Raw genomic sequence first — 20,355 nt, 5'->3', positions numbered from 1 at the left:
CTTACCTTATGCTAAAAAGGCATTTTGACGGTTAATTCTGCCGTTTTAAGCTACGCTTTTCTCTCAAGCCTCTGAAAAAGGCAGCAAAATAAATGAGGATAGTAGAATGACGATTGCAAAGGGGATGTTGGGATCTGCGGTGCTGCTGGCGGCGCTAAGTCTGCCGCTACAGGCGGCGGAGCCGGTAAAAGTGGGCTCAAAGATCGATACCGAAGGGGCGCTGCTCGGCAATATTATTTTGCAGGTGCTGGACAGCCACGGCGTGAAAACCGTCAATAAAGTTCAGCTCGGCACCACGCCCGTCGTGCGCGGCGCGATCAGCTCCGGCGAGCTGGATATCTACCCGGAATACACCGGCAACGGCGCGTTCTTCTTCAAACAAGAAAACGATCCGGCATGGAAAAACGCTAACGCCGGGTATGAGAAAGTCAAAAAACTCGACGCGGAACAGAACAAACTGGTCTGGCTGACCCCGGCTCCCGCCAATAACACCTGGACTATCGCCGTGCGTAAGGACGTGGCGGAGAAAGGCAAGCTCACCTCGCTTGCGGATCTCAGCCGCTACCTGAAAGAGAAGGGCGATTTCAAGCTCGCGGCCTCTGCGGAGTTTATCGAGCGTCCTGATGCGCTCCCGGCGTTCGAAAAAGCCTACGACTTCAAGCTCGACCAGGCGCAGCTGCTCTCTCTTGCGGGCGGGGATACTGCGGTGACCATCAAAGCGGCGGCGCAGCAAACCTCTGGCGTTAACGCGGCCATGGCCTACGGTACCGACGGTCCGGTGGCGGCGCTCGGCCTGCAAACCCTGACCGATCCTAAAGGCGTACAGCCGATTTACGCCCCGACCCCGGTCGTGCGTGAGGCGGTGCTGAAAGCCTATCCGGAGATTGCCGACTGGCTCAAACCGGTCTTCGAAAAACTGGATGAAAAAACGCTGCAACAGCTGAATGCCAGCATTGCCGTCGAGGGGCTGGATGCCAAAAAAGTGGCCGCCGACTTCCTGAAACAACAAGGGCTTGTGAAGTAACGGGAAAGGGCTGTGCCAATAAAATGTTATAACCGCGTCCTGCTGCTGCTGTCCTGCGTGGCCATCGCGGCGGTCGCGCTGCCGTTTGTCAACGTTGCCCCAAACCGTCTGATGTCGGGGGAGGGCAAAGCGCTCTGGCAGGTCTGGCCTTTCACGCCGGGGTGGCTGGCGGCGGCGCTGGCCGCGTGGGTTGCGCTATCGTTCTGGCAAGGGCGCACGGCGCAGTGGCTGACGCTGCTCCTCGCTGAAGGGCTGTTCATCATTCTGTTCTGGAGTGGCGGGCTGGCGGCGACGCACATGGCGTCGGCAGAAAGTCCGCTGGCGAGAACCACGGTGGGCAGCGGCCTCTGGCTGTGGCTGGCGCTCTGTCTGCTGGTCAGCAGCGATGCCATTCGTCGACTCATCTCCAGCGCCGTCTGGCGCTGGGTGCTCAACGCGCAGATATGGTGCATTCCCTTGTTCCTGCTGTTCAGCGGGGAACTGAACAATCTCTCGCTGTTAAAAGAGTACGCCAACCGCCAGGAGGTGTTTGATGATGCCCTGGCACAACACCTGACGATCCTCTTCGGCACGCTCTTTCCGGCGCTGCTGCTCGGGATCCCCCTGGGCATGTGGTGTTACCGCCATCCTTCACGCCAGGGCGGGGTCTTTGCCGTGCTCAACGTGATCCAGACCATTCCTTCCGTTGCGCTGTTTGGCCTGCTGATTGCGCCGCTGGCCGGGCTGGTGAAGTCATTTCCGGTGCTGGGAACGCTCGGCATAGCCGGAACGGGGTTAACGCCCGCCCTTATCGCGCTGGTGCTGTATGCGCTGCTGCCGCTGGTGCGCGGCGTGGTCGCGGGCCTGGGACAGGTCGCACCTGACGTGCTGGAAAGCGCCCATGCGATGGGCATGAGCGCCCGGCAGTGTTTCTGGAAAATTCAGCTCCCGCTGGCGCTGCCCCTGCTGCTGCGCAGCCTGCGGGTGGTGGCGGTACAGACCGTCGGCATGGCGGTGATTGCGGCGCTGATTGGCGCGGGCGGCTTTGGCGCCCTGGTGTTCCAGGGGCTGCTAAGTAGTGCGCTCGATCTGGTGTTATTGGGCGTGGTTCCGACGATTGCGCTGGCGGTTGTTGTCGACGCGCTGTTTGCCTTATGGCTCGCGCTGCTCAGGAGAAGAGCCAATGATTGAATTCCATGATGTCAGTAAAACGTTTGCCGGTCGCCCGGCGGCGAGCCACCTGAACCTGAACTTTGCCGAGGGGGCGTTTTCCGTGCTGATTGGCACCTCAGGCTCGGGAAAATCCACCACCCTGAAGATGATCAACCGTCTGGTGGAGCATGACAGCGGGCTGATCCGCTTTGCCGGAGAAGAGATCCGCAGCCTGCCGGTGCTGGAGCTGCGCCGTCGGATGGGCTATGCCATTCAGTCTATCGGCCTGTTTCCGCACTGGACGGTGGCGCAGAACATCGCCACCGTGCTGCAGCTGGAAAAATGGTCGCGGGGGAAAATCGCCGATCGTGTTGATGAGCTGATGTCTCTGCTGGGGTTAGAGCCCGCGCTGCGCGATCGCTATCCGCACCAGCTTTCCGGCGGGCAGCAGCAGCGCGTGGGCGTGGCGCGCGCGCTGGCGGCCAACCCGCAGGTGTTGCTGATGGACGAACCCTTTGGCGCGCTGGATCCGGTTACGCGCGGGGCGCTGCAGGCGGAGATGACCCGCATTCACCGCATTCTCGGACGCACGATCGTACTTGTGACGCACGATATTGATGAAGCCCTGCGCCTGGCTGACCATCTGGTGCTGATGGATCATGGCGAAGTGGTGCAGCAGGGCTCGCCGCTTGAGCTATTAACCTGGCCGAAGAACGACTTTGTGCGCGATTTTTTTGGCCGCAGCGAACTGGGCGTCAGGCTGCTCTCCCTGCGAACGGTCAGCGACTATATGCGTCGGGATGCGGTGTCGGTGAGCGGCGAACCGCTGCAGGCGCAGATGAGCCTGCGGGATGCGCTCTCCGCGTTTGTCGCGCGCCAGTGCGAGGTATTGCCCGTTTCGGATGCCCGGGGCGCGCCGTGCGGAACCTTACATTTTCGCGATCTGCTGGCCGGGGAGGTGACGCGTGAAGGCACTGCGTGATCCGCTCCTCTGGCTGGTAGCGCTCTTTGTCGCTTTACTGTTTCTGATGCCCCACAGCGCGGCGTTGTTTAACGCCCTTTTTCCCGGACTGCCGCGGCCGGTCTATCAGCAGGAGAGCTTCATTAATCTCGCCCTGGCGCATCTCTGGCTGGTGGCGCTCTCAAGCGCCATCGCGGTTGTGCTGGGGGTAGGGGCAGGCATCGCGGTCACGCGTCCTGCGGGCCGGGAGTTTCGTCCGCTGGTAGAGACGATAGCGGCCATTGGACAGACGTTTCCGCCGGTGGCGGTGCTTGCGATAGCGGTTCCGGTGATGGGCTTTGGCCAGCAGCCTGCCATTATTGCGCTGATTTTATATGGCGTACTGCCGGTTCTGCAGGGCACGCTGGCGGGCCTCGCGGCGGTACCGGCGTCGGTGCTGAGCGTGGCTGAAGGGATGGGGATGAGTCGCGGCCAGCGGCTGCGCAAGGTTGAACTGCCGCTTGCGGCACCGGTTATCATTGCCGGGATCCGCACGTCGGTCATCATTAACATTGGGACGGCGACCATTGCGTCTACGGTTGGTGCCAATACGCTGGGAACGCCGATTATTATCGGCCTGAGCGGGTTTAATACGGCTTATATAGTGCAGGGAGCGGTGCTGGTCGCGCTGGCGGCAATCGTCGTCGATCGCCTTTTTGAGCGGCTGGCGCTCTACCTCAGCCGACACCGCCGCGAACAATAAACGAGTATCCTGCCAGCATCACGCCGCCGATACCGCTTACGGCCATCAGGACAAAAAGGGTAATAATGGCCAGTTTGGTTGCCTTCATCATGTGCTCCTGTTGTTAACGGAACAATTATACGGTGAAGCGCAGCTGTTAATGAACCATAAAATGCCGTTATGGCTCATCCGGGCCAAGGGAATAAACCGGGTAACCATTCTCACGCCATTCCGTCAGCAGCTGTTGCTGCGTGGCGGACGGCACTTCGCCACACCAGACCAGCAGGGTCTGGCCCTCAAAAAACTCAGGCTTAAGCTGCGCCAGCGAATGCGCCAGGACATCCACGCGCCAGCCCTTCTGGGTGGCAATCCACGCTTCCAGCCACAGGCGGGTGGTATCGTGCACGTTCCAGCCGACCACCAGCGCATCTTTTCCGGCTTTGTTCTTCGCCGAGGCAAGGCAGACGGCGATGTAGTTGATCAGCACCCCGTCGAGCATGCTGAGCAGCGCCTGCAGGGTGGACTGCTGACACTGCAGGCGTCGACGGAGCGGAATGAAAAGATGGTTGATCAGCGTCTGTGCCGGATAATCGCGGCCTTGCTCTTTTATCCATGCGCGCAGGCGCTGCAGGTTGCCCGCCTGCAGGAGTCGCAGCAGGGTTTCCTGCTGTTCGCGCCAGAGGTGCTGCGTGTCCGGGTCGTCGTGGCTCAGCAGGGACTTCACCTTGCCGACCTGCACCCCGTTGTCGATCCAGCTTTTAATTTCGCGAATGCGGTCGATATCGGCTTCATTGAAAAGGCGATGCCCACCGTCGGTCCTCTGCGGTTTGAGTAATCCATACCGTCGCTGCCACGCCCGTAGGGTAACGGGATTGATATCACAAAGGAGTGCCACTTCACCTATTGTGTAAAGCGCCATATTCGCCCCCTGGCTTACGCGTCCCCAGCTTAACTGTAGACTCACTTTGGCGAACCAGGAAAGATTGATTGATTTTTGAACAAACAATGCGAAGCATGCGCGATATTCAGAAAAAGGTGTGATAACGGACACGATTTTGCGCTTTTTTGGGATGCTTCAAAGAAAGTAAACCCGCATCAGTGTATGTTACGCGTTTTTAGCGTGTGCGGTTTTGAGTATGTACGAGTTTAATCTGGTGCTGCTGTTGCTTCAGCAGATGTGCGTGTTTCTTGTCATTGCCTGGCTGATGAGCAAAACGCGCCTGTTTATCCCGCTGATGCAGGTCACCGTACGTCTGCCGCATAAGCTGCTCTGCTACGTCACCTTCTCTATTTTCTGCATCATGGGGACTTATTTTGGTCTCCATATCGAAGACTCTATTGCCAATACGCGCGCGATCGGCGCGGTGATGGGCGGGCTGCTGGGCGGTCCCGTCGTCGGTGGCCTTGTCGGTTTAACCGGGGGGCTGCATCGCTATTCCATGGGCGGGATGACGGCGCTCAGCTGCATGATCTCCACGATCGTGGAAGGTCTGCTCGGCGGGCTGGTGCATAGTTACATGATCAAACGCGGCCGCCCGGATAAAGTCTTCAGCCCGCTCACCGCCGGTGCCATTACCTTTGTAGCCGAAATGGCGCAGATGGCGATCATTCTGCTCATTGCCCGTCCGTTTGAGGATGCGCTGCACCTGGTCGGCAGCATTGCCGCTCCGATGATGGTAACCAACACCGTGGGTGCGGCGCTGTTTATGCGCATTCTACTCGACAAGCGCGCCATGTTTGAGAAGTACACCTCGGCCTTTTCCGCGACGGCGCTGAAGGTCGCCGCCTCGACCGAAGGGATCCTGCGCCAGGGGTTCAACGAAGAGAACAGCATGAAGGTCGCGCAGGTGCTCTACAAGGAGCTGGATATCGGCGCGGTGGCTATCACCGACCGCGAGCGGCTGCTGGCCTTTACCGGCACCGGGGACGATCACCATCTGCCGGGTAAACCCATCTCCTCAGCCTACACGCTGCGCGCCATTGAAACCGGTGAGGTGGTGTACGCCGACGGTAACGAGGTGCCTTATCGCTGTTCGCTGCATCCGCAGTGCAAGCTGGGCTCCACGCTGGTGATTCCGCTGCGCGGCGAGAATCAGCGGGTGATGGGCACCATCAAGCTGTATGAGGCGAAAAACCGTCTGTTCAGCTCGATCAACCGCACGCTGGGGGAGGGGATCGCCCAGCTGCTGTCCGCGCAAATTCTGGCCGGGCAGTATGAACGGCAGAAAGCGCTGCTGACGCAGTCCGAAATTAAGCTGCTGCATGCCCAGGTCAATCCGCATTTCCTGTTCAACGCCCTCAACACGCTCAAAGCGGTGATCCGCCGCGACAGCGATCAGGCCGCGCAGCTGGTGCAGTTTCTGTCGACCTTCTTTCGCAAAAACCTGAAGCGACCGTCTGAGATCGTCACCCTCGCCGATGAGATTGAGCACGTGAATGCCTATCTGCAGATTGAGCAGGCGCGTTTCCAGTCGCGCCTGCAGGTGTCGCTCTCCGTGCCGGATGAGCTGGCGTATCAGCATCTTCCGGCCTTTACCCTGCAGCCGATTGTGGAAAACGCCATTAAGCACGGCACGTCGCAGCTGCTGGGAACGGGGGAGATAACCATTGCCGCCAGCCGTTTTAATCACCATCTGGTGCTGGATATTGAAGACAATGCCGGGCTTTACCAGCCTTCCGCCTCCGGCGGTCTGGGGATGAGCCTGGTGGATAAACGCCTGCGCGCCCATTTTGGCGACGACTGTGGCATTACCGTCGCCTGTGAGCCAGACCGATTTACCCGTATTACCGTACGACTGCCGCTGGAGGAAAACGCATGTTAAGAGTGCTGATTGTGGATGACGAGCCGCTGGCACGGGAAAACCTGCGCGTTCTGCTGCAGGAGCAACCGGATATTGAGATTGTGGGAGAGTGCGCGAACGCCATTGAGGCCATCGGCGCGGTGCACAAACTGCGCCCGGACGTGCTGTTCCTCGATATTCAGATGCCCCGCATCAGCGGACTGGAGATGGTCGGCATGCTCGACCCGGAACATCGTCCCTACATCGTGTTTCTGACGGCGTTTGATGAATATGCCGTTAAGGCCTTTGAGGAGCACGCGTTTGACTACTTACTCAAGCCGATTGAGGAGAAGCGGCTGGAAAAAACGCTCACCCGTTTACGTCAGGAGCGCACCGTACAGGACGTCACGCTGCTGCCGGAAAACCAGCAGCCGCTGAAGTTTATCCCCTGCACCGGGCACAGCCGGATCTATCTTCTTCAGATGGATGATGTGGCCTTTGTCAGCAGCCGCCTGAGCGGGGTGTTTGTCACCAGCGCGGAAGGGAATGAAGGGTTTACCGAGCTGACCCTGCGCACGCTGGAGAGCCGCACGCCGCTGATTCGCTGCCACCGCCAGTATCTGGTGAACATGGCGCACCTTAAGGAGATCCGCCTGGAAGATAACGGCCAGGCCGAGCTGGTGCTGCGTGCCGGGCAAACGGTGCCCGTCAGCCGTCGCTACCTGAAGAGTTTGAAAGAGGCGATTGGGCTGTAAAGCTGGTACACTGCGCGCCATTGCATCATCGACATTCGAAGGCTCTATGCTAAGTAACGATATTCTTCGTAGCCTGCGCTACACCCTGAAAGCGAACAATAACGACATGGTGCGCATTCTTGCGCTGTCCGACATGGAATCCACGTCTGCGAGTTTTGACACGTGGATGACCAAAGAAGACGAAGAGGGATTTGTCCGCTGTCCTGACATCATTCTGTCGGGTTTCCTGAACGGCCTGATTTACGATAAGCGTGGCAAAGATCCGGCCGCGCCAGAGCTGGCGCTGGAGCGTCGGGTGAACAACAACACGGTGCTGAAAAAGCTGCGCATCGCCTTCTCGCTGAAAACGGACGATATCGTGGCGATCATGACTGAGCAAAAATTCCGCGTATCCGTGCCGGAAGTGACCGCCATGATGCGCGCGCCGGATCATAAAAACTACCGCGAGTGCGGCGACCAGTTTCTGCGTAATTTCCTGCGCGGGTTAACTCACCGGGTGCATCACCCGAAGGCGTGATTGCAGAATGGGTGTGGCCTGATGCCCTCACCCCGACCCTCTCCCACAGGGAGAGGGAGAAAACAAAATGCCATAAAAAAAGCCGGAGATAATCTCCGGCTTTTTTGTTATTTCACCTGCTGACCCGGCTTCGCGCCTTCGTCTGGGCTTAACAGGAAGATATCTTTCCCGCCAGGGCCTGCGGCCATCACCATCCCCTCAGAGATGCCGAAGCGCATTTTGCGCGGCGCCAGGTTCGCCACCATCACGGTCTGACGACCGATCAGCACCTGCGGGTCCGGATAGGCAGAACGGATGCCGGAGAAGACGTTGCGCTTCTCGCCGCCGAGATCCAGCGTCAGGCGCAGCAGCTTGTCAGAGCCGTCCACGAATTCCGCGTTCTCGATCAGCGCCACGCGCAGGTCGACTTTGGCGAAATCATCAAAGGTAATGGTTTCCTGAATCGGATCGTCCGCCAGCGGGCCGGTAACCGGTGCCGCAGCCGCCTTCACCTCTTCTTTAGACGCTTCTACCAGGGCTTCAACCTGCTTCATCTCGATGCGGTTGTACAGCGCCTTGAAGGTGTTGACCTTGTGGCCGAGCAGCGGCTGCTGGATTGCATCCCAGGTCAGTTCGGTGTTCAGGAACGCTTCAGCACGGGCTGCCAGCTGTGGCAGAACCGGCTTCAGCCAGGTCATCAGCACGCGGAACATGTTCAGACCCATGGTGCAGATCGCCTGCAGGTCAGCGTCGCGGCCTTCCTGTTTCGCGACCACCCACGGGGCCTGCTCGTCCACATATCGGTTGGCAACATCGGCCAGCGCCATGATTTCACGAATCGCTTTACCGAATTCACGGCTTTCCCAGGCTTCACCAACCGCAGCGGCGGCATCGGTGAAGGTTTTATACAGCTCAGGATCGGCCAGTTCAGCAGAAAGCACGCCGTCAAAACGCTTCGCGATAAAGCCCGCGTTACGGGACGCCAGGTTGACGACCTTGTTGACGATGTCCGCGTTCACGCGCTGCACGAAATCTTCCAGGTTCAGGTCGATATCGTCGATGCGGGAAGAGAGCTTCGCGGTGTAGTAGTAGCGCAGGCTGTCCGCGTCGAAGTGGTTCAGCCAGGTGCTGGCCTTGATGAACGTCCCGCGGGACTTGGACATCTTGGCGCCGTTCACCGTTACGTAGCCGTGTACGAACAGGTTGGTTGGCTTGCGGAAGTTGCTGCCTTCCAGCATCGCCGGCCAGAACAGGCTGTGGAAGTAAACGATGTCTTTACCGATGAAGTGGTACAGCTCGGCAGTGGAATCTTTCTTCCAGTATTCGTCGAAGCTGACGGTATCGCCACGCTTGTCGCACAGGTTCTTGAAGGAGCCCATGTAGCCGATTGGCGCGTCCAGCCAGACGTAGAAGTATTTGCCCGGCGCGTTCGGGATTTCAAAGCCGAAGTACGGCGCATCGCGGGAGATATCCCACTGCTGCAGGCCGGATTCGAACCACTCCTGCATTTTATTCGCCACCTGTTCCTGCAGCGCGCCGCTGCGGGTCCACGCCTGCAGCATTTCGCTGAAGGACGGCAGGTCGAAGAAGAAGTGCTCGGAGTCACGCATCACCGGCGTGGCGCCGGATACCACGGATTTCGGTTCGATAAGCTCGGTCGGGCTGTAGGTCGCGCCGCACACTTCGCAGTTATCGCCGTACTGGTCCGGGGATTTACATTTCGGACAGGTGCCTTTGACGAAACGGTCCGGCAGGAACATGCCTTTTTCCGGATCGTACAGCTGAGAGATGGTGCGGTTTTTGATAAAACCGTTCTCTTTCAGACGGGTGTAGATCAGCTCCGACAGCTCGCGGTTTTCGTCGCTGTGCGTAGAGTGATAGTTGTCATAGCTGATGTCAAAGCCAGCAAAATCGGTCTGATGCTCCTGACTCATTTCGGCAATCATCTGCTCCGGGGAAATCCCCAGCTGCTGCGCTTTCAGCATGATCGGCGTGCCGTGGGCATCGTCCGCACAGATGAAGTTAACCTCGTGGCCGCGCATTCGCTGGTAACGGACCCAGACATCAGCCTGGATATGCTCCAGCATGTGGCCGAGGTGGATTGAGCCGTTGGCGTACGGCAGTGCGCACGTTACCAGAATTTTCTTCGCGACTTGAGTCATAGTAGGCATTACTTCTTTTAACTGTGAAAAGGGTTTTTGATATTACCAAAAGGGGCATTATTAAGTAAGCACAAACCACGGCCTTTCAGGTAAACTTGTTCATCTAAGGTCTTATTCACAAGAACAAAGGAGTCGGGATGAGTTCTCAATCCCAGGCCAAATCACCGGAAGCCTTACGAGCAATGGTCGCCGGGACGCTGGCTAACTTTCAGCATCCAACCCTGAAGCACAATCTCACTACGCTGAAAGCGTTACACCACGTCGCCTGGCTGGACGACACGCTGCACATTGAGCTGCAGATGCCGTTCGTCTGGACCAGCGCCTTTGATGCGCTGAAAGAGCAGACCAGCTCTGAGCTGCTGCGCATGACCGGCGCGAAGGCGATCGACTGGAAGCTGAGCCACAGCATCGCCACGCTGAAGCGCGTGAAAAACCAGCCTGGCGTGAACGGCGTGAAAAACATCATTGCCGTCAGCTCGGGCAAGGGCGGGGTGGGGAAATCCTCTACCGCCGTTAACCTGGCGCTCGCGCTGGCAGCGGAAGGGGCAAAGGTCGGTATTCTGGACGCCGACATCTACGGTCCGTCTATTCCGAACATGCTGGGCGCGGAAAACCAGCGCCCAACCTCGCCGGACGGCACCCACATGGCGCCAATCATGGCCCACGGTCTGGCGACCAACTCCATCGGTTACCTGGTGACTGACGATAACGCCATGGTCTGGCGCGGCCCGATGGCCAGCAAGGCGCTGCTGCAGATGCTGCAGGAGACGATGTGGCCGGATCTGGATTATCTGGTGCTGGACATGCCGCCGGGTACCGGTGACATCCAGCTGACGCTGGCGCAGAACATTCCGGTGACGGGAGCCGTTGTGGTGACCACGCCGCAGGATATTGCGCTGATCGACGCCAAAAAAGGCATCGTGATGTTCGAGAAGGTGGAAGTGCCGGTGCTCGGTATCGTCGAGAACATGAGCATGCACATCTGCAGCAACTGCGGCCACCACGAACCTATCTTCGGCACGGGTGGCGCAGAAAAACTGGCCGCGAAGTATCACACCCAACTGCTGGGACAGATGCCGCTTCACATTACCCTGCGCGAAGATCTGGATAGCGGCAAGCCGACGGTGGTCAGCCGTCCGGACAGCGAATTTGCAGAAATGTATCGCCAGCTGGCGGGACGCGTTGCGGCGCAGCTTTACTGGCAGGGCGAAGTCATCCCAGGGGAAATCGCGTTCCGCGCGGTGTAATTCCTCTTCGCTTAGTGCCGGGTGGCGGCTTCGCCTTACCCGGCCTACGAAATACGGTTTTGTAGGTCAGGTAAGCGAAGCGCCACCTGACTTTACCCAAGCCGATAATGCATCAGATAGTATTCTCCCTCCGGAGAATCCCCCGTCGCCTCAATGTGCCAGCCGTGCCGCTGGTAAAACGCGACAGCCCGCGCATTCTTCACCAGACACTTAAGCGAACCCGTACTGGTAAACGTCTTCTGAACCTGTTCCAGGAGCATACGCCCGACCCCATGGCTTTGATACTGCGGGTCGACAAACAGGTTGTGCAGGAAATTATCGTTCGTCCAGACGGAGGCAAAACCCAGGCGATGGCCGTTCTGCGTGGCAACCCAAATCATTTCGTCACGGGTGGCCGCGTCAAAGTCTTCAAGCTGCCAGTCTGAACTGTCCAGCCATGGCCAGGCCTCACGCCGGGCGTGGAGGAAGAGCGTGCGCAGGAAAGGGCGATCGCTTTCCTGCCAGGGGCGGATCAGGATGGTATTAGCGGTGATAGAAAATATCTCCGTTATAGGCTTTGTAGATTTTGCCATCCGCATCGCCAATCAGCACGTAGTTCTCGCCCATGTAGGTCCAGTGGGTTCCGGCATCCGGAGCCGGCAGGTTACGCAACTGGTACTGTTTGATGGTGTACTCCGGCGTTTGATACTGCGCCGGCGCCGTGTCGCCAATCTTGAATTTCGTGAAGTCAGCGATGAACTCTTGTTCTTCATAGGCCTTGATGCCGGATGCCGCTTGTGGTGCTGCATTCGCCGCGCTTGCCAGAGACATCACGACCCCGAGAAGCAGCCATTTACACTTAGCCATTTTTTCTCCAGTTGAACGGTTTTTAAGTTTGATTTTGCCTGCCAACAATACGGCAACCTGCCTATTTTAAATATCAGACTATGGCTTGTTCGAAAAAAAATGTAACAAAAATGAACCTACCTGATAATCGTTTTCCTTTTGGTATACCTCATCGATGACGCGATCTTTACCAGCTTACAGGCCCGACACTTCTTTACAGCGTGATGGCGTATTGCCCGTTAAGATGACCTTCGTTAAAACATGAGGTCACAATGGATAACCGCAAAATCAGTCGACTGCGCCGCTGGGCGCGGGAAGGGATCATACTCGTTCTGCTGACGCTGGCCGTAGTATGGGGTGTTGATCAGTACCGAAAACCGACGCTCCCCGCCAGTTTTAGTGCAACGCCGATGCAGAGCATCGACGGCAACATCCACGATATTGCGGCGCTCAGCCAGGATCGTCCGCTGCTGATCTACGTCTGGGCGACCTGGTGCAGCATTTGCCGCTACACGACGCCTGCGGTTAATCAACTGGCAGAAGAGGGCGGGAACGTGGTGAGTATCGCCATGCGTTCTGGTGACAACGCAAAGCTTGAGCGCTGGGTTGATAAGAAACAGCTGAAAATGCCGGTGATTAACGATGCAAACGGTGCTTTGTCGCAGCAGTGGCAGGTGAGCGTCACGCCAACTCTGGTGGTCGTGTCGAAGGGGAACGTGGTCAGTACCACAACGGGCTGGACGAGCTATTGGGGATTAAAATTAAGGATGTGGTGGGCAGGCGTATAAAAATAACCCCTCTCCCGGCGGAAGAGGGGTGTTGTATTACTTAGCCAGAACTTCCTGCGCGGTGCGCTCAACCAGAGACAGCAGGATTTTAATATCTTCCAGCGTCACGGTTGGGTTCAGCAGCGTCAGCTTCAGGCAGGTCACGCCGTTATGCTCGGTCACACCGACGTTCGCACGGCCGGATTCCAGCAGCGCGTCACCAATTTTCTGGTTCAGCAGGGCGATACCCGCTTCATCCGTCTGCACCTGTCCGCGGAAACGGAACAGAACGCTTGCCAGCTGCGGCTGCATAACCAGCTCCAGCGCAGGCTGCGCTTTCACATAGGCCGCAACCTGCTGTGCCAGGGTCACGCCGTGATCGATGATCGCCGCGTATTGCTCCTGACCCAGCGCTTCCAGGCTCATCCACAGCTTCAGCGCGTCAAAACGACGGGTGGTCTGCAGAGATTTGGAAACCAGGTTAGGCACGCCGGCCTCTTCGTCGAACTCAGAGTTCAGGTAAGCCGCCTGATAGCGCATCAGCTCATAGTGGCGCGCTTCTTTCAGCAGGAACGCGCCGCAGCTGATGGTCTGGAAGAACTGCTTGTGGAAGTCCAGGGTGACGGAATCCACCAGCTCGATGCCGTCCAGGTAGTGACGATACTGCTCAGACATCAGCAGCGCGCCGCCCCAGGCCGCATCAACGTGTACCCAGATGTTCTGCTTCGCCGCCAGCTCTGCAATCGCACGCAGCGGGTCGATAGCACCGGCATCGGTGGTACCTGCCGTCGCGACGATGGCCAGAATCTGCTCGCCGTTCGCATTGCACTGTTCGATTTTCGCCGCCAGATCGGTCAGATCCATGCGGGAGAATTCGTCCGTTTTCACCTGCACCACGGACTGGTAGCCCAGGCCCATCAGCGCCATGTTTTTCTGCACGGAGAAGTGCGCGTTTTCGGAGCACAGCACGCGAATTTTGCGCAGATCGCCAACCAGACCGTCCTGCTGAACGGAATGACCCTGACGCGCGAAGAACGCATCGCGCGCCAGCATCAGGCCCATCAGGTTGCTCTGAGTCCCGCCGCTGGTGAAAACACCTGCGTCGCCGGCCTGATAACCCACGCGGGTACGCAGCCACTCGATCAGTTTGATCTCAATGATGGTTGCGGACGGGCTTTGATCCCAGGAGTCCATACTCTGGTTAGTGGCGTTGATCAGCACTTCCGCCGCCTGGCTTACGACCAGGCTTGGGCAGTGCAGGTGCGCCACACACTGCGGGTGATGAACGGACAGGCTGTCTTTCAGGAAGAACTCGACGGCGCGTTCAATCGCCGCTTCGTTGCCCAGCCCTTTCGGGTTGAAATCCAGCTTAATACGGTCGCGCAGTTCTGCGACCGTTTTGCCCTGGTACATCTCAGGCTGTTTCAGCCACTGCATCACAGCCTGAGTGCTTTGTTCAATCGCCTGCTGGTAAGCTTCAATGCTCTGCGCAGAGGAGAACAAAATTGGGTTTGAATCAGACATCGTAATCAACAACTCCGGTTACGCCGGGCGAACGCCCGCAGCAAGCAGTGCCTGCTCAAATTTATCCAGGAAGATCTTCAGCTCTTCATCGCTGATCAGCAGAGAAGGCAGCAGACGCAGAACGATACCGTTACGACCACCGCGCTCCAGAATCAGACCGGCTTCGAAGCACTTCTTCTGAATCAGTGCAGACAGCTCGCCGTCGCCCGGGAAGCAGCCCATGTGGTCAGCGGCTTCGTTAGGCTTAACGATCTCAATACCGATCATCATACCCAGACCGCGAACGTGGCCGATGACCGGATAGCGTTTCGCCATCTCTTTCAGCTGGCCTTTCAGCCATTCGCCCTGTGCAGCCACTTTGCCTGCGATGTTCTGGTCTTTCAGGATTTTCAGCGTCGTCAGACCGGTTGCCATCGCCAGCTGGTTGCCGCGGAAGGTACCGGTGTGGTGACCTGGTGCCCATGCATCGAACTGCTTTTTGATACCGAGCACGGCCAGCGGCAGACCGCCACCGACGGCTTTAGACATCACGATGATGTCTGGCTCAATGCCAGCGTGTTCGAAGGCGAAGAATTTACCGGTACGGGCAAAGCCAGCCTGAACTTCGTCGAGGATCAGCAGAATGCCGTGTTCCTGAGTCACTTTACGGATGCGCTGCAGCCACTCAGCCGGAGCCGGGTTCACGCCGCCTTCGCCCTGAACCGCTTCCAGGATCACCGCAGCAGGCTTACGCACGCCGCTTTCAACGTCGTTGATCAGGTTATCGAAGTAGTACGTCAGCGCTTTCACGCCCGCTTCACCACCGATACCCAGCGGGCAACGGTATTCGTGCGGGTAAGGCATGAACTGGACTTCTGGCATCATACCGTCAACCGCTTCTTTCGGAGACAGGTTGCCGGTCACGGACAGCGCGCCGTGGGTCATACCGTGGTAACCACCAGAGAAGCTGATGATACCGCTACGACCGGTCACTTTTTTCGCCAGCTTCAGCGCCGCTTCAACGGCGTCAGCACCGGATGGACCGGTGAACTGCAGGCAGTACTCTTTGCCCTGACCAGGCAGCAGAGAGAGCAGGTATTCAGAAAACGCGTCTTTCAGAGGCGTCGTCAGATCCAGAGTATGTAACGGCAAGCCGCTGGTAATGACATTTTGGATGCTTTTCAGCACATCAGGATGGTTATGGCCAAGCGCAAGGGTCCCTGCGCCTGCTAAACAGTCAAGGTATTCTTTATTATCTGCATCGGTGATCCACACGCCTTCTGCTTTAGTGATGGCTAAAGGCAGTTTGCGCGGATAACTCCTGACGTTAGATTCAAACTCGGCCTGACGGGCCAGATAGGTTTCGTTGCTTTTGTGGGCATCTACGGTGTCAATACGGACTTTATCCGTCATCATATCACTCCTACAACCGCCGCTTCGTTATGAGCCACGATTGAATAAAAAGTTAAAAAACAGATGGGGGCCTGAAAAAAACGCCGCCAATATAGAGCCTTTTGCCACGGGGCTCAATGGTTAATTTGTTTACTGTTTTGTGACACGGGGCTGTGGGGAGAAAATATCCCCATTTTTAAAATGAAAATTGCATTTTATGCCAAATAAAAACAGCCTGTTACAGGCTGTTTGTCTGGCGTGTACAGTCGCAGAAAAGAGTGTGACAAAACGTGCCATCGAATGGCAAAAAAGGAGGCTGGCTGTCTCTATTCCTGCGTCATGTGCAAAAAGCGGTGCTCATGATGCATGCACAACGGAATCACGCATCAAAAAAGGACTTTCAACGCGCGTGATGTTCTGATGCTCTTCACCGTTAATAATATGCAAGGCGCTCAGGCGACCAATTTCATAGTGTGGCAGTTGAACCGTCGTGAGAGGAGGCAGAAACAGCTCCCCAATACCCACCATATTGTCATAGCCGATTACCGCGACATCTTCCGGTATGCGAAGTCCTTGCGCCAGCAGCGTCTGATAGACCATAAACGCGATACGGTCGTTGCCGCAGATAACGGAGTCGAACCGGGGAATGCCATTCTGCATGTGCGCCAGCAATACTGACGGAATGTCACGATAGTGCTCATCGCCGAGCGCCATATAGCTGTGCGCCAGGCTGTGCGGGTCGAGTCCCGCTTCACGGCATGCACGTTCCAGCCCCTGACGACGTCGGGTTGTGGCCAGATGCCCCTCAGGCAAATGCAGGCAGAGAGGGCGTCGATAACCCTCCGCGAGTAACGCCCGTACGGCGGTATACTGCCCCTGTTCATCATCAGGAATATAGCTGGCGACCTTTTCGCCGTCACTTTCGCAGTTGGCCAGCACGCAGGGAAGGGTGAGGAGTTTGGCCGGGAGAGGAACCTGACGTAACCCCATGGTGGTGTAGATAATTCCGTCAGGCCGATGAGAGAGGAGAAGGTCGACAATGGCGTCCGGGTTGTCATCGGTAAACATATTCATCACGAAGCTGTTCCAGCCGTGCATTCTGGCCGTCTCTTCAATCGACAGCGTGATTTCCACCGAGAAAGGCGTCGTCACCGTATCGAGCGCCAGTACGCCTATGGTTTTCGGCGAGGCATGCGCGCCGCGAATTTTCTTGGCGGACAGGTCTGGCACGTAGCTGGTCTGCTCGATAGCCAGCTGAACGCGCGCCAGCGTTTCCGGCTTAAGGCGTTCCGGGGTGTTCAGCGCACGTGAGACCGTCATCAGCGATACGTTAGCCAGCTTTGCGACGTCCTTCAGGGAAGCCATTTTCTTACTCCGTTAATGCTCTGTGTGAAAGGGTATACAACTAAGTCGCTGATGTAAAAGGAAGGCTGATGCACATGCCAGGTCAGGCTTACCTCCGTGATGAATGTTTGATCGCGATCTCATTCTCTAAATGTTAACGTTAACTTTCGTGATTAACATCTTAAATCTTCACCAAACAGCATGAGAAAGAAATTATGTTAACGTTACCATTGCGTCATTACTCCAACATGAGAATGTCATGATGAAAACGCATCACTCTCACAGCTACCCTTTATTAAGCGCACTACTCTTTTTCTTTTTTGTCACCTGGTCATCTTCCGGCTCGCTACTCTCCATCTGGCTTCATCAGGAAGTGGGCCTAAAAGCGGGGGATACCGGCGTTATCTATGCCGTGCTTTCCGTCTCCGCGCTTTTTGCTCAAATCTGCTATGGATTCATTCAGGACAAGCTCGGTCTGCGCAAAAACCTGCTCTGGTTTCTGACCAGCCTGCTCATTCTTTCCGGTCCGGCCTTCCTGCTGTTTGGTTATCTGCTGCAAATTAACGTATTACTCGGCAGTATTTTCGGCGGGGTTTATATCGGGCTGACGTTTAACGGCGGAATAGGGGTTCTGGAGTCCTACACCGAGCGCGTGGCCCGCCAGAGCCAGTTCGAGTTCGGCAAGGCGAGGATGTGGGGATCGCTGGGCTGGGCGGCGGCAACCTTTTTTGCAGGGCTCCTGTTCAACATTAATCCGAAGCTGAACTTCGCGGTGGCGAGCTGCGCCGGGCTGGCGTTTTTTGTGTTGCTGGCGCGCCTCAGGGTCTCTTCCGCTCCGCACGCCATGCAGGAGGCGGTGTCCGGCGGTAAGGTTACGCTGGAGGATGCCTTGCGCCTGCTGACGCTGCCGCGCTTCTGGGCGCTGGTGTTTTTCGTTATCGGCACCTGTATTTATGGCGTTTATGACCAGCAGTTCCCTGTCTATTTCTCCTCACAGTTTCCGACGTTACAGGAAGGGAACGCCATGTACGGCTATCTCAACTCCTTCCAGGTTTTCCTGGAGGCGGCGGGCATGTTTTGCGCCCCGTGGCTGGTGAATCGCCTCGGTGCGAAAAACGGCCTGATTTTCGCCGGAATGGTGATGGCGATGCGTATGGTGGCATCGGGTCTGGTTGAGGGGCCGGTATTGATCTCCATTACCAAGCTATTGCACGCGGTTGAACTGCCCGTTTTGCTGGTCTCCATCTTTAAATACAACAGCCTGCATTTTGATAAGCGGCTCTCTTCCACCCTCTATCTGGTGGGCTTTGCCTGTACAAGCTCGGTGATTGCCTCGGTGCTGTCGCCGCTGGCCGGCTACAGCTACGAGAAATACGGCTTTGCCCAGTCCTATCTCATCATGGGGTTATTAGTTTTCAGCACCACGTTTATCTCCATCTTCCTGTTGCGCTCGGGTAAGTCCTCTTCTGACCCACTCATGCCGCAACCTTCCACCATCTGATCAAAGAGTAGAGAAATGACGTATTCCATTACGAAAGCAGAACAGGAAATTCAGTCCAGACGCGAAGGGCTCAACCTGCGCTGGTATCCCCGTTACCACCTCGCCGCGCGTGCCGGCTGGATGAACGACCCGAATGGCCTGGTCTGGTTTGACGGCTGGTATCACGCCTTTTATCAACATCATCCGTATTCGACCCAGTGGGGGCCGATGCACTGGGGCCATGCGCGCAGCAAAGATTTAGTTCACTGGGAACACCTCCCGGTTGCGCTGGCACCGGAAGGACCAGACGACAAGGACGGCTGTTTTTCTGGCTCAGCGGTGGTGGATGGTGACACGCTGGCGCTGATCTACACCGGCCACAAATTCCACGGCGATCCCGGCGATGAGGCTAATCTCTACCAGGTTCAGTGCCTGGCAACCAGCCGTGACGGCATCCACTTTGTGCGGCACGGGACCGTCATTGACACACCGCCTGGACTGCATCACTTCCGCGATCCGAAAGTATGGCGTGAAGGGGAGTGGTGGTACATGGTCGTTGGCGCGCGAGAGGGTGATACGGGCCAGGTGCGTGCGTACCGTTCTGCCGATCTGCGAGAGTGGCAGGACAGGGGCGTGCTCGCGGTGGCTGAAAAAGAGATGGGCTACATGTGGGAATGTCCGGACTTTTTCACCCTTAATGGTAAACGCGTGCTGATGTTCTCTCCTCAGGGGCTGGCGGCGGACGGATTCAAAAACCGTAATCTTTTCCAGAGCGGGTATCTGGTAGGTGAATGGCAGCCCGGCCAGCCCTTTGTGCGTGAAGGTGAATTTGTAGAGATGGATTACGGGCATGATTTCTATGCGCCGCAAAGTTTCCTGACGCCCGACGGCCGCCGCATTGTTATCGGCTGGCTGGACATGTGGGAATCACCTCTGCCGGAACAGGAGGATGGCTGGGCAGGCATGCTCTCCTTACCTCGCGAGCTGACGCTGAGTGCGGATAATCATCTGCAAATGCATCCAGCCAGAGAAGTTGAAACCCTGCGCGGGGCTTGGTTCCCCTGGCCGATAACTACGCTTAATAACCAGCAGATGACGCTGGTGGAACACTGCGATGCGATGGAGGTCACTCTGCAATGGGATTGCGCGAACAGCAGCGCGGAGCAATACGGCATTCGTCTCGGCGACGGGCTACGCATCTATGTTGATGTCCAGATGCAGCGCCTGGTGCTGGAGCGTCACTATCCGCAGTATGGCTTGTGCGGTACCCGAAGCGTCGCGCTTAACCTGAACGACATGCTGAACCTGCGCCTGTTCTTTGACTGCTCTTCCGTTGAAGTGTTTGTTAACGAGGGTGAGGCGTGCCTCAGCAGCCGTATTTATCCTGATGCAGACGGCCGCGAGCTGGCGTTGTTTGCCTGGGCGGGGAGAGCGTCGCTTATTCATGGCGGGGCCTGGCAATTAGAATAAAAGGGCTTATGACATTTCTGACCCTTTGCATGGAGTGAGACCGGCAAATAAAAAAGGCGACCGCAGTCGCCTGATTTATTTTAGCGAACCCTTCTTTTACTGCTTCATTTGCATCAATCATCATATAATCCTCAAGAATAATTGAAAAAAACGCCCATCTGTTAAGGGCGGCTTTAGCAATACACTAAAGACTGACAACACGGATCTCACTTACACTTTATGTTAACCGTGTAACTACACGGCTTGCATCAAGCTATTTTTAATTGACTTTGCTGTATAACCCCTAATGAAAGTGGC

At 57.0% G+C, this 20,355-nt stretch carries 19 protein-coding genes; 11 read left to right on the top strand and 8 right to left on the bottom strand.

Annotation, left to right across the window (positions count from 1 at the left end; translation table 11 throughout):
* The first annotated feature begins 106 nt into the window (after positions 1 to 106).
* The 4 genes from osmF to AC0TN7_RS03700 are packed head-to-tail and all read left to right on the top strand — an operon-like array spanning position 107 to position 3,858.
* A complete protein-coding gene (gene osmF / locus AC0TN7_RS03715) occupies positions 107 to 1,024 on the top strand; it encodes a glycine betaine ABC transporter substrate-binding protein OsmF (RefSeq protein ID WP_417927607.1) in 918 nt (305 codons plus the stop codon).
* Between the two features lie 12 nt (positions 1,025 to 1,036).
* The gene (locus tag AC0TN7_RS03710; protein WP_473701842.1) at positions 1,037 to 2,194 is read left to right on the top strand and encodes an ABC transporter permease; all 1,158 of its coding nucleotides are present in this window, start codon (positions 1,037 to 1,039) and stop codon (positions 2,192 to 2,194) included.
* The gene (locus AC0TN7_RS03705; RefSeq protein WP_473701841.1) at positions 2,187 to 3,137 is read left to right on the top strand and encodes an ABC transporter ATP-binding protein; all 951 of its coding nucleotides are present in this window, start codon (positions 2,187 to 2,189) and stop codon (positions 3,135 to 3,137) included. Before AC0TN7_RS03710 ends, AC0TN7_RS03705 begins: the two co-directional genes overlap by 8 nt.
* The gene (locus AC0TN7_RS03700) at positions 3,121 to 3,858 is read left to right on the top strand and encodes an ABC transporter permease (protein ID WP_061714768.1); all 738 of its coding nucleotides are present in this window, start codon (positions 3,121 to 3,123) and stop codon (positions 3,856 to 3,858) included. The genes AC0TN7_RS03705 and AC0TN7_RS03700 overlap by 17 nt, the downstream gene beginning before the upstream one ends.
* Here AC0TN7_RS03700 and AC0TN7_RS03695 read toward each other — a convergent pair.
* Together AC0TN7_RS03695 and mlrA are read right to left on the bottom strand one after the other, a co-directional pair.
* Positions 3,833 to 3,946: a protein YohO gene (locus AC0TN7_RS03695; protein ID WP_008500895.1), complete on the bottom strand. Its 114-nt coding sequence runs from the start codon at positions 3,944 to 3,946 to the stop codon at positions 3,833 to 3,835. The genes AC0TN7_RS03700 and AC0TN7_RS03695 overlap by 26 nt on opposite strands.
* A 69-nt stretch (positions 3,947 to 4,015) precedes the next feature.
* The gene (gene mlrA / locus AC0TN7_RS03690; protein WP_024908146.1) at positions 4,016 to 4,756 is read right to left on the bottom strand and encodes an HTH-type transcriptional regulator MlrA; all 741 of its coding nucleotides are present in this window, start codon (positions 4,754 to 4,756) and stop codon (positions 4,016 to 4,018) included.
* Positions 4,757 to 4,973: 217 nt separating this feature from the next.
* On the opposite strand from mlrA, the gene AC0TN7_RS03685 reads away from it, so the two are divergent.
* From AC0TN7_RS03685 to AC0TN7_RS03675, 3 genes are read left to right on the top strand one after another with little or no spacing between them, the layout of a single operon-like run.
* Entirely contained in the window at positions 4,974 to 6,659 is a 1,686-nt protein-coding gene (locus tag AC0TN7_RS03685; protein ID WP_048992500.1) for a sensor histidine kinase, read from the top strand.
* Positions 6,653 to 7,372, top strand: a complete 720-nt coding sequence (gene btsR, locus AC0TN7_RS03680) for a two-component system response regulator BtsR (RefSeq protein ID WP_024908144.1) — start codon at positions 6,653 to 6,655, stop codon at positions 7,370 to 7,372. The genes AC0TN7_RS03685 and btsR overlap by 7 nt, the downstream gene beginning before the upstream one ends.
* Before the next feature lie 46 nt (positions 7,373 to 7,418).
* Complete coding sequence (locus AC0TN7_RS03675; protein WP_008500891.1) at positions 7,419 to 7,889, top strand: YehS family protein; 471 nt, start codon at positions 7,419 to 7,421, stop codon at positions 7,887 to 7,889.
* A gap of 107 nt (positions 7,890 to 7,996) precedes the next feature.
* On the opposite strand, the gene metG is transcribed toward AC0TN7_RS03675, so the two are convergent.
* On the bottom strand, positions 7,997 to 10,030 hold the full coding sequence (gene metG / locus AC0TN7_RS03670) for a methionine--tRNA ligase (RefSeq protein WP_032663202.1): 2,034 nt from the start codon (positions 10,028 to 10,030) through the stop codon (positions 7,997 to 7,999).
* A gap of 137 nt (positions 10,031 to 10,167) precedes the next feature.
* Here metG and apbC point away from each other — a divergent pair, with 137 nt between their 5' ends.
* Complete coding sequence (gene apbC / locus AC0TN7_RS03665) at positions 10,168 to 11,277, top strand: iron-sulfur cluster carrier protein ApbC (protein WP_045908656.1); 1,110 nt, start codon at positions 10,168 to 10,170, stop codon at positions 11,275 to 11,277.
* A gap of 92 nt (positions 11,278 to 11,369) precedes the next feature.
* Here apbC and AC0TN7_RS03660 read toward each other — a convergent pair whose 3' ends face one another.
* Entirely contained in the window at positions 11,370 to 11,849 is a 480-nt protein-coding gene (locus AC0TN7_RS03660) for a GNAT family N-acetyltransferase (RefSeq protein WP_473701840.1), read from the bottom strand.
* On the bottom strand, positions 11,800 to 12,123 hold the full coding sequence (locus AC0TN7_RS03655) for an RcnB family protein (RefSeq protein WP_048992494.1): 324 nt from the start codon (positions 12,121 to 12,123) through the stop codon (positions 11,800 to 11,802). The genes AC0TN7_RS03660 and AC0TN7_RS03655 overlap by 50 nt, the downstream gene beginning before the upstream one ends.
* Before the next feature lie 251 nt (positions 12,124 to 12,374).
* Here AC0TN7_RS03655 and AC0TN7_RS03650 point away from each other — a divergent pair, with 251 nt between their 5' ends.
* Positions 12,375 to 12,890 carry a protein disulfide oxidoreductase gene (locus AC0TN7_RS03650; protein ID WP_048992491.1) on the top strand — a complete coding sequence of 172 codons (516 nt, stop codon included), beginning with the start codon at positions 12,375 to 12,377 and terminating at the stop codon, positions 12,888 to 12,890.
* Positions 12,891 to 12,926: 36 nt separating this feature from the next.
* Here AC0TN7_RS03650 and AC0TN7_RS03645 read toward each other — a convergent pair whose 3' ends face one another.
* The 3 genes from AC0TN7_RS03645 to AC0TN7_RS03635 all read right to left on the bottom strand — a co-directional run bounded on the left by AC0TN7_RS03645 (position 12,927) and on the right by AC0TN7_RS03635 (position 17,129).
* On the bottom strand, positions 12,927 to 14,393 hold the full coding sequence (locus AC0TN7_RS03645) for a pyridoxal phosphate-dependent decarboxylase family protein (RefSeq protein WP_024908138.1): 1,467 nt from the start codon (positions 14,391 to 14,393) through the stop codon (positions 12,927 to 12,929).
* 18 nt (positions 14,394 to 14,411) lie between these two features.
* On the bottom strand, positions 14,412 to 15,788 hold the full coding sequence (locus AC0TN7_RS03640) for a diaminobutyrate--2-oxoglutarate transaminase (RefSeq protein ID WP_024908137.1): 1,377 nt from the start codon (positions 15,786 to 15,788) through the stop codon (positions 14,412 to 14,414).
* 333 nt (positions 15,789 to 16,121) lie between these two features.
* Positions 16,122 to 17,129: a LacI family DNA-binding transcriptional regulator gene (locus AC0TN7_RS03635; protein ID WP_024908136.1), complete on the bottom strand. Its 1,008-nt coding sequence runs from the start codon at positions 17,127 to 17,129 to the stop codon at positions 16,122 to 16,124.
* Positions 17,130 to 17,367: 238 nt separating this feature from the next.
* Here AC0TN7_RS03635 and AC0TN7_RS03630 point away from each other — a divergent pair, with 238 nt between their 5' ends.
* Both AC0TN7_RS03630 and AC0TN7_RS03625 read left to right on the top strand, forming a co-directional pair.
* The gene (locus AC0TN7_RS03630; RefSeq protein ID WP_290095170.1) at positions 17,368 to 18,609 is read left to right on the top strand and encodes an MFS transporter; all 1,242 of its coding nucleotides are present in this window, start codon (positions 17,368 to 17,370) and stop codon (positions 18,607 to 18,609) included.
* Positions 18,610 to 18,624: 15 nt separating this feature from the next.
* Complete coding sequence (locus tag AC0TN7_RS03625; RefSeq protein WP_473701839.1) at positions 18,625 to 20,058, top strand: glycoside hydrolase family 32 protein; 1,434 nt, start codon at positions 18,625 to 18,627, stop codon at positions 20,056 to 20,058.
* The last annotated feature ends 297 nt before the right edge of the window (positions 20,059 to 20,355 follow it).

The sequence above is a fragment of the Enterobacter sp. PL_is511 genome, assembly GCF_055816065.1.
The sequence above is the reverse complement of the archived record's forward strand: the minus strand, read 5'-3'. Positions and strand labels throughout refer to the sequence as shown.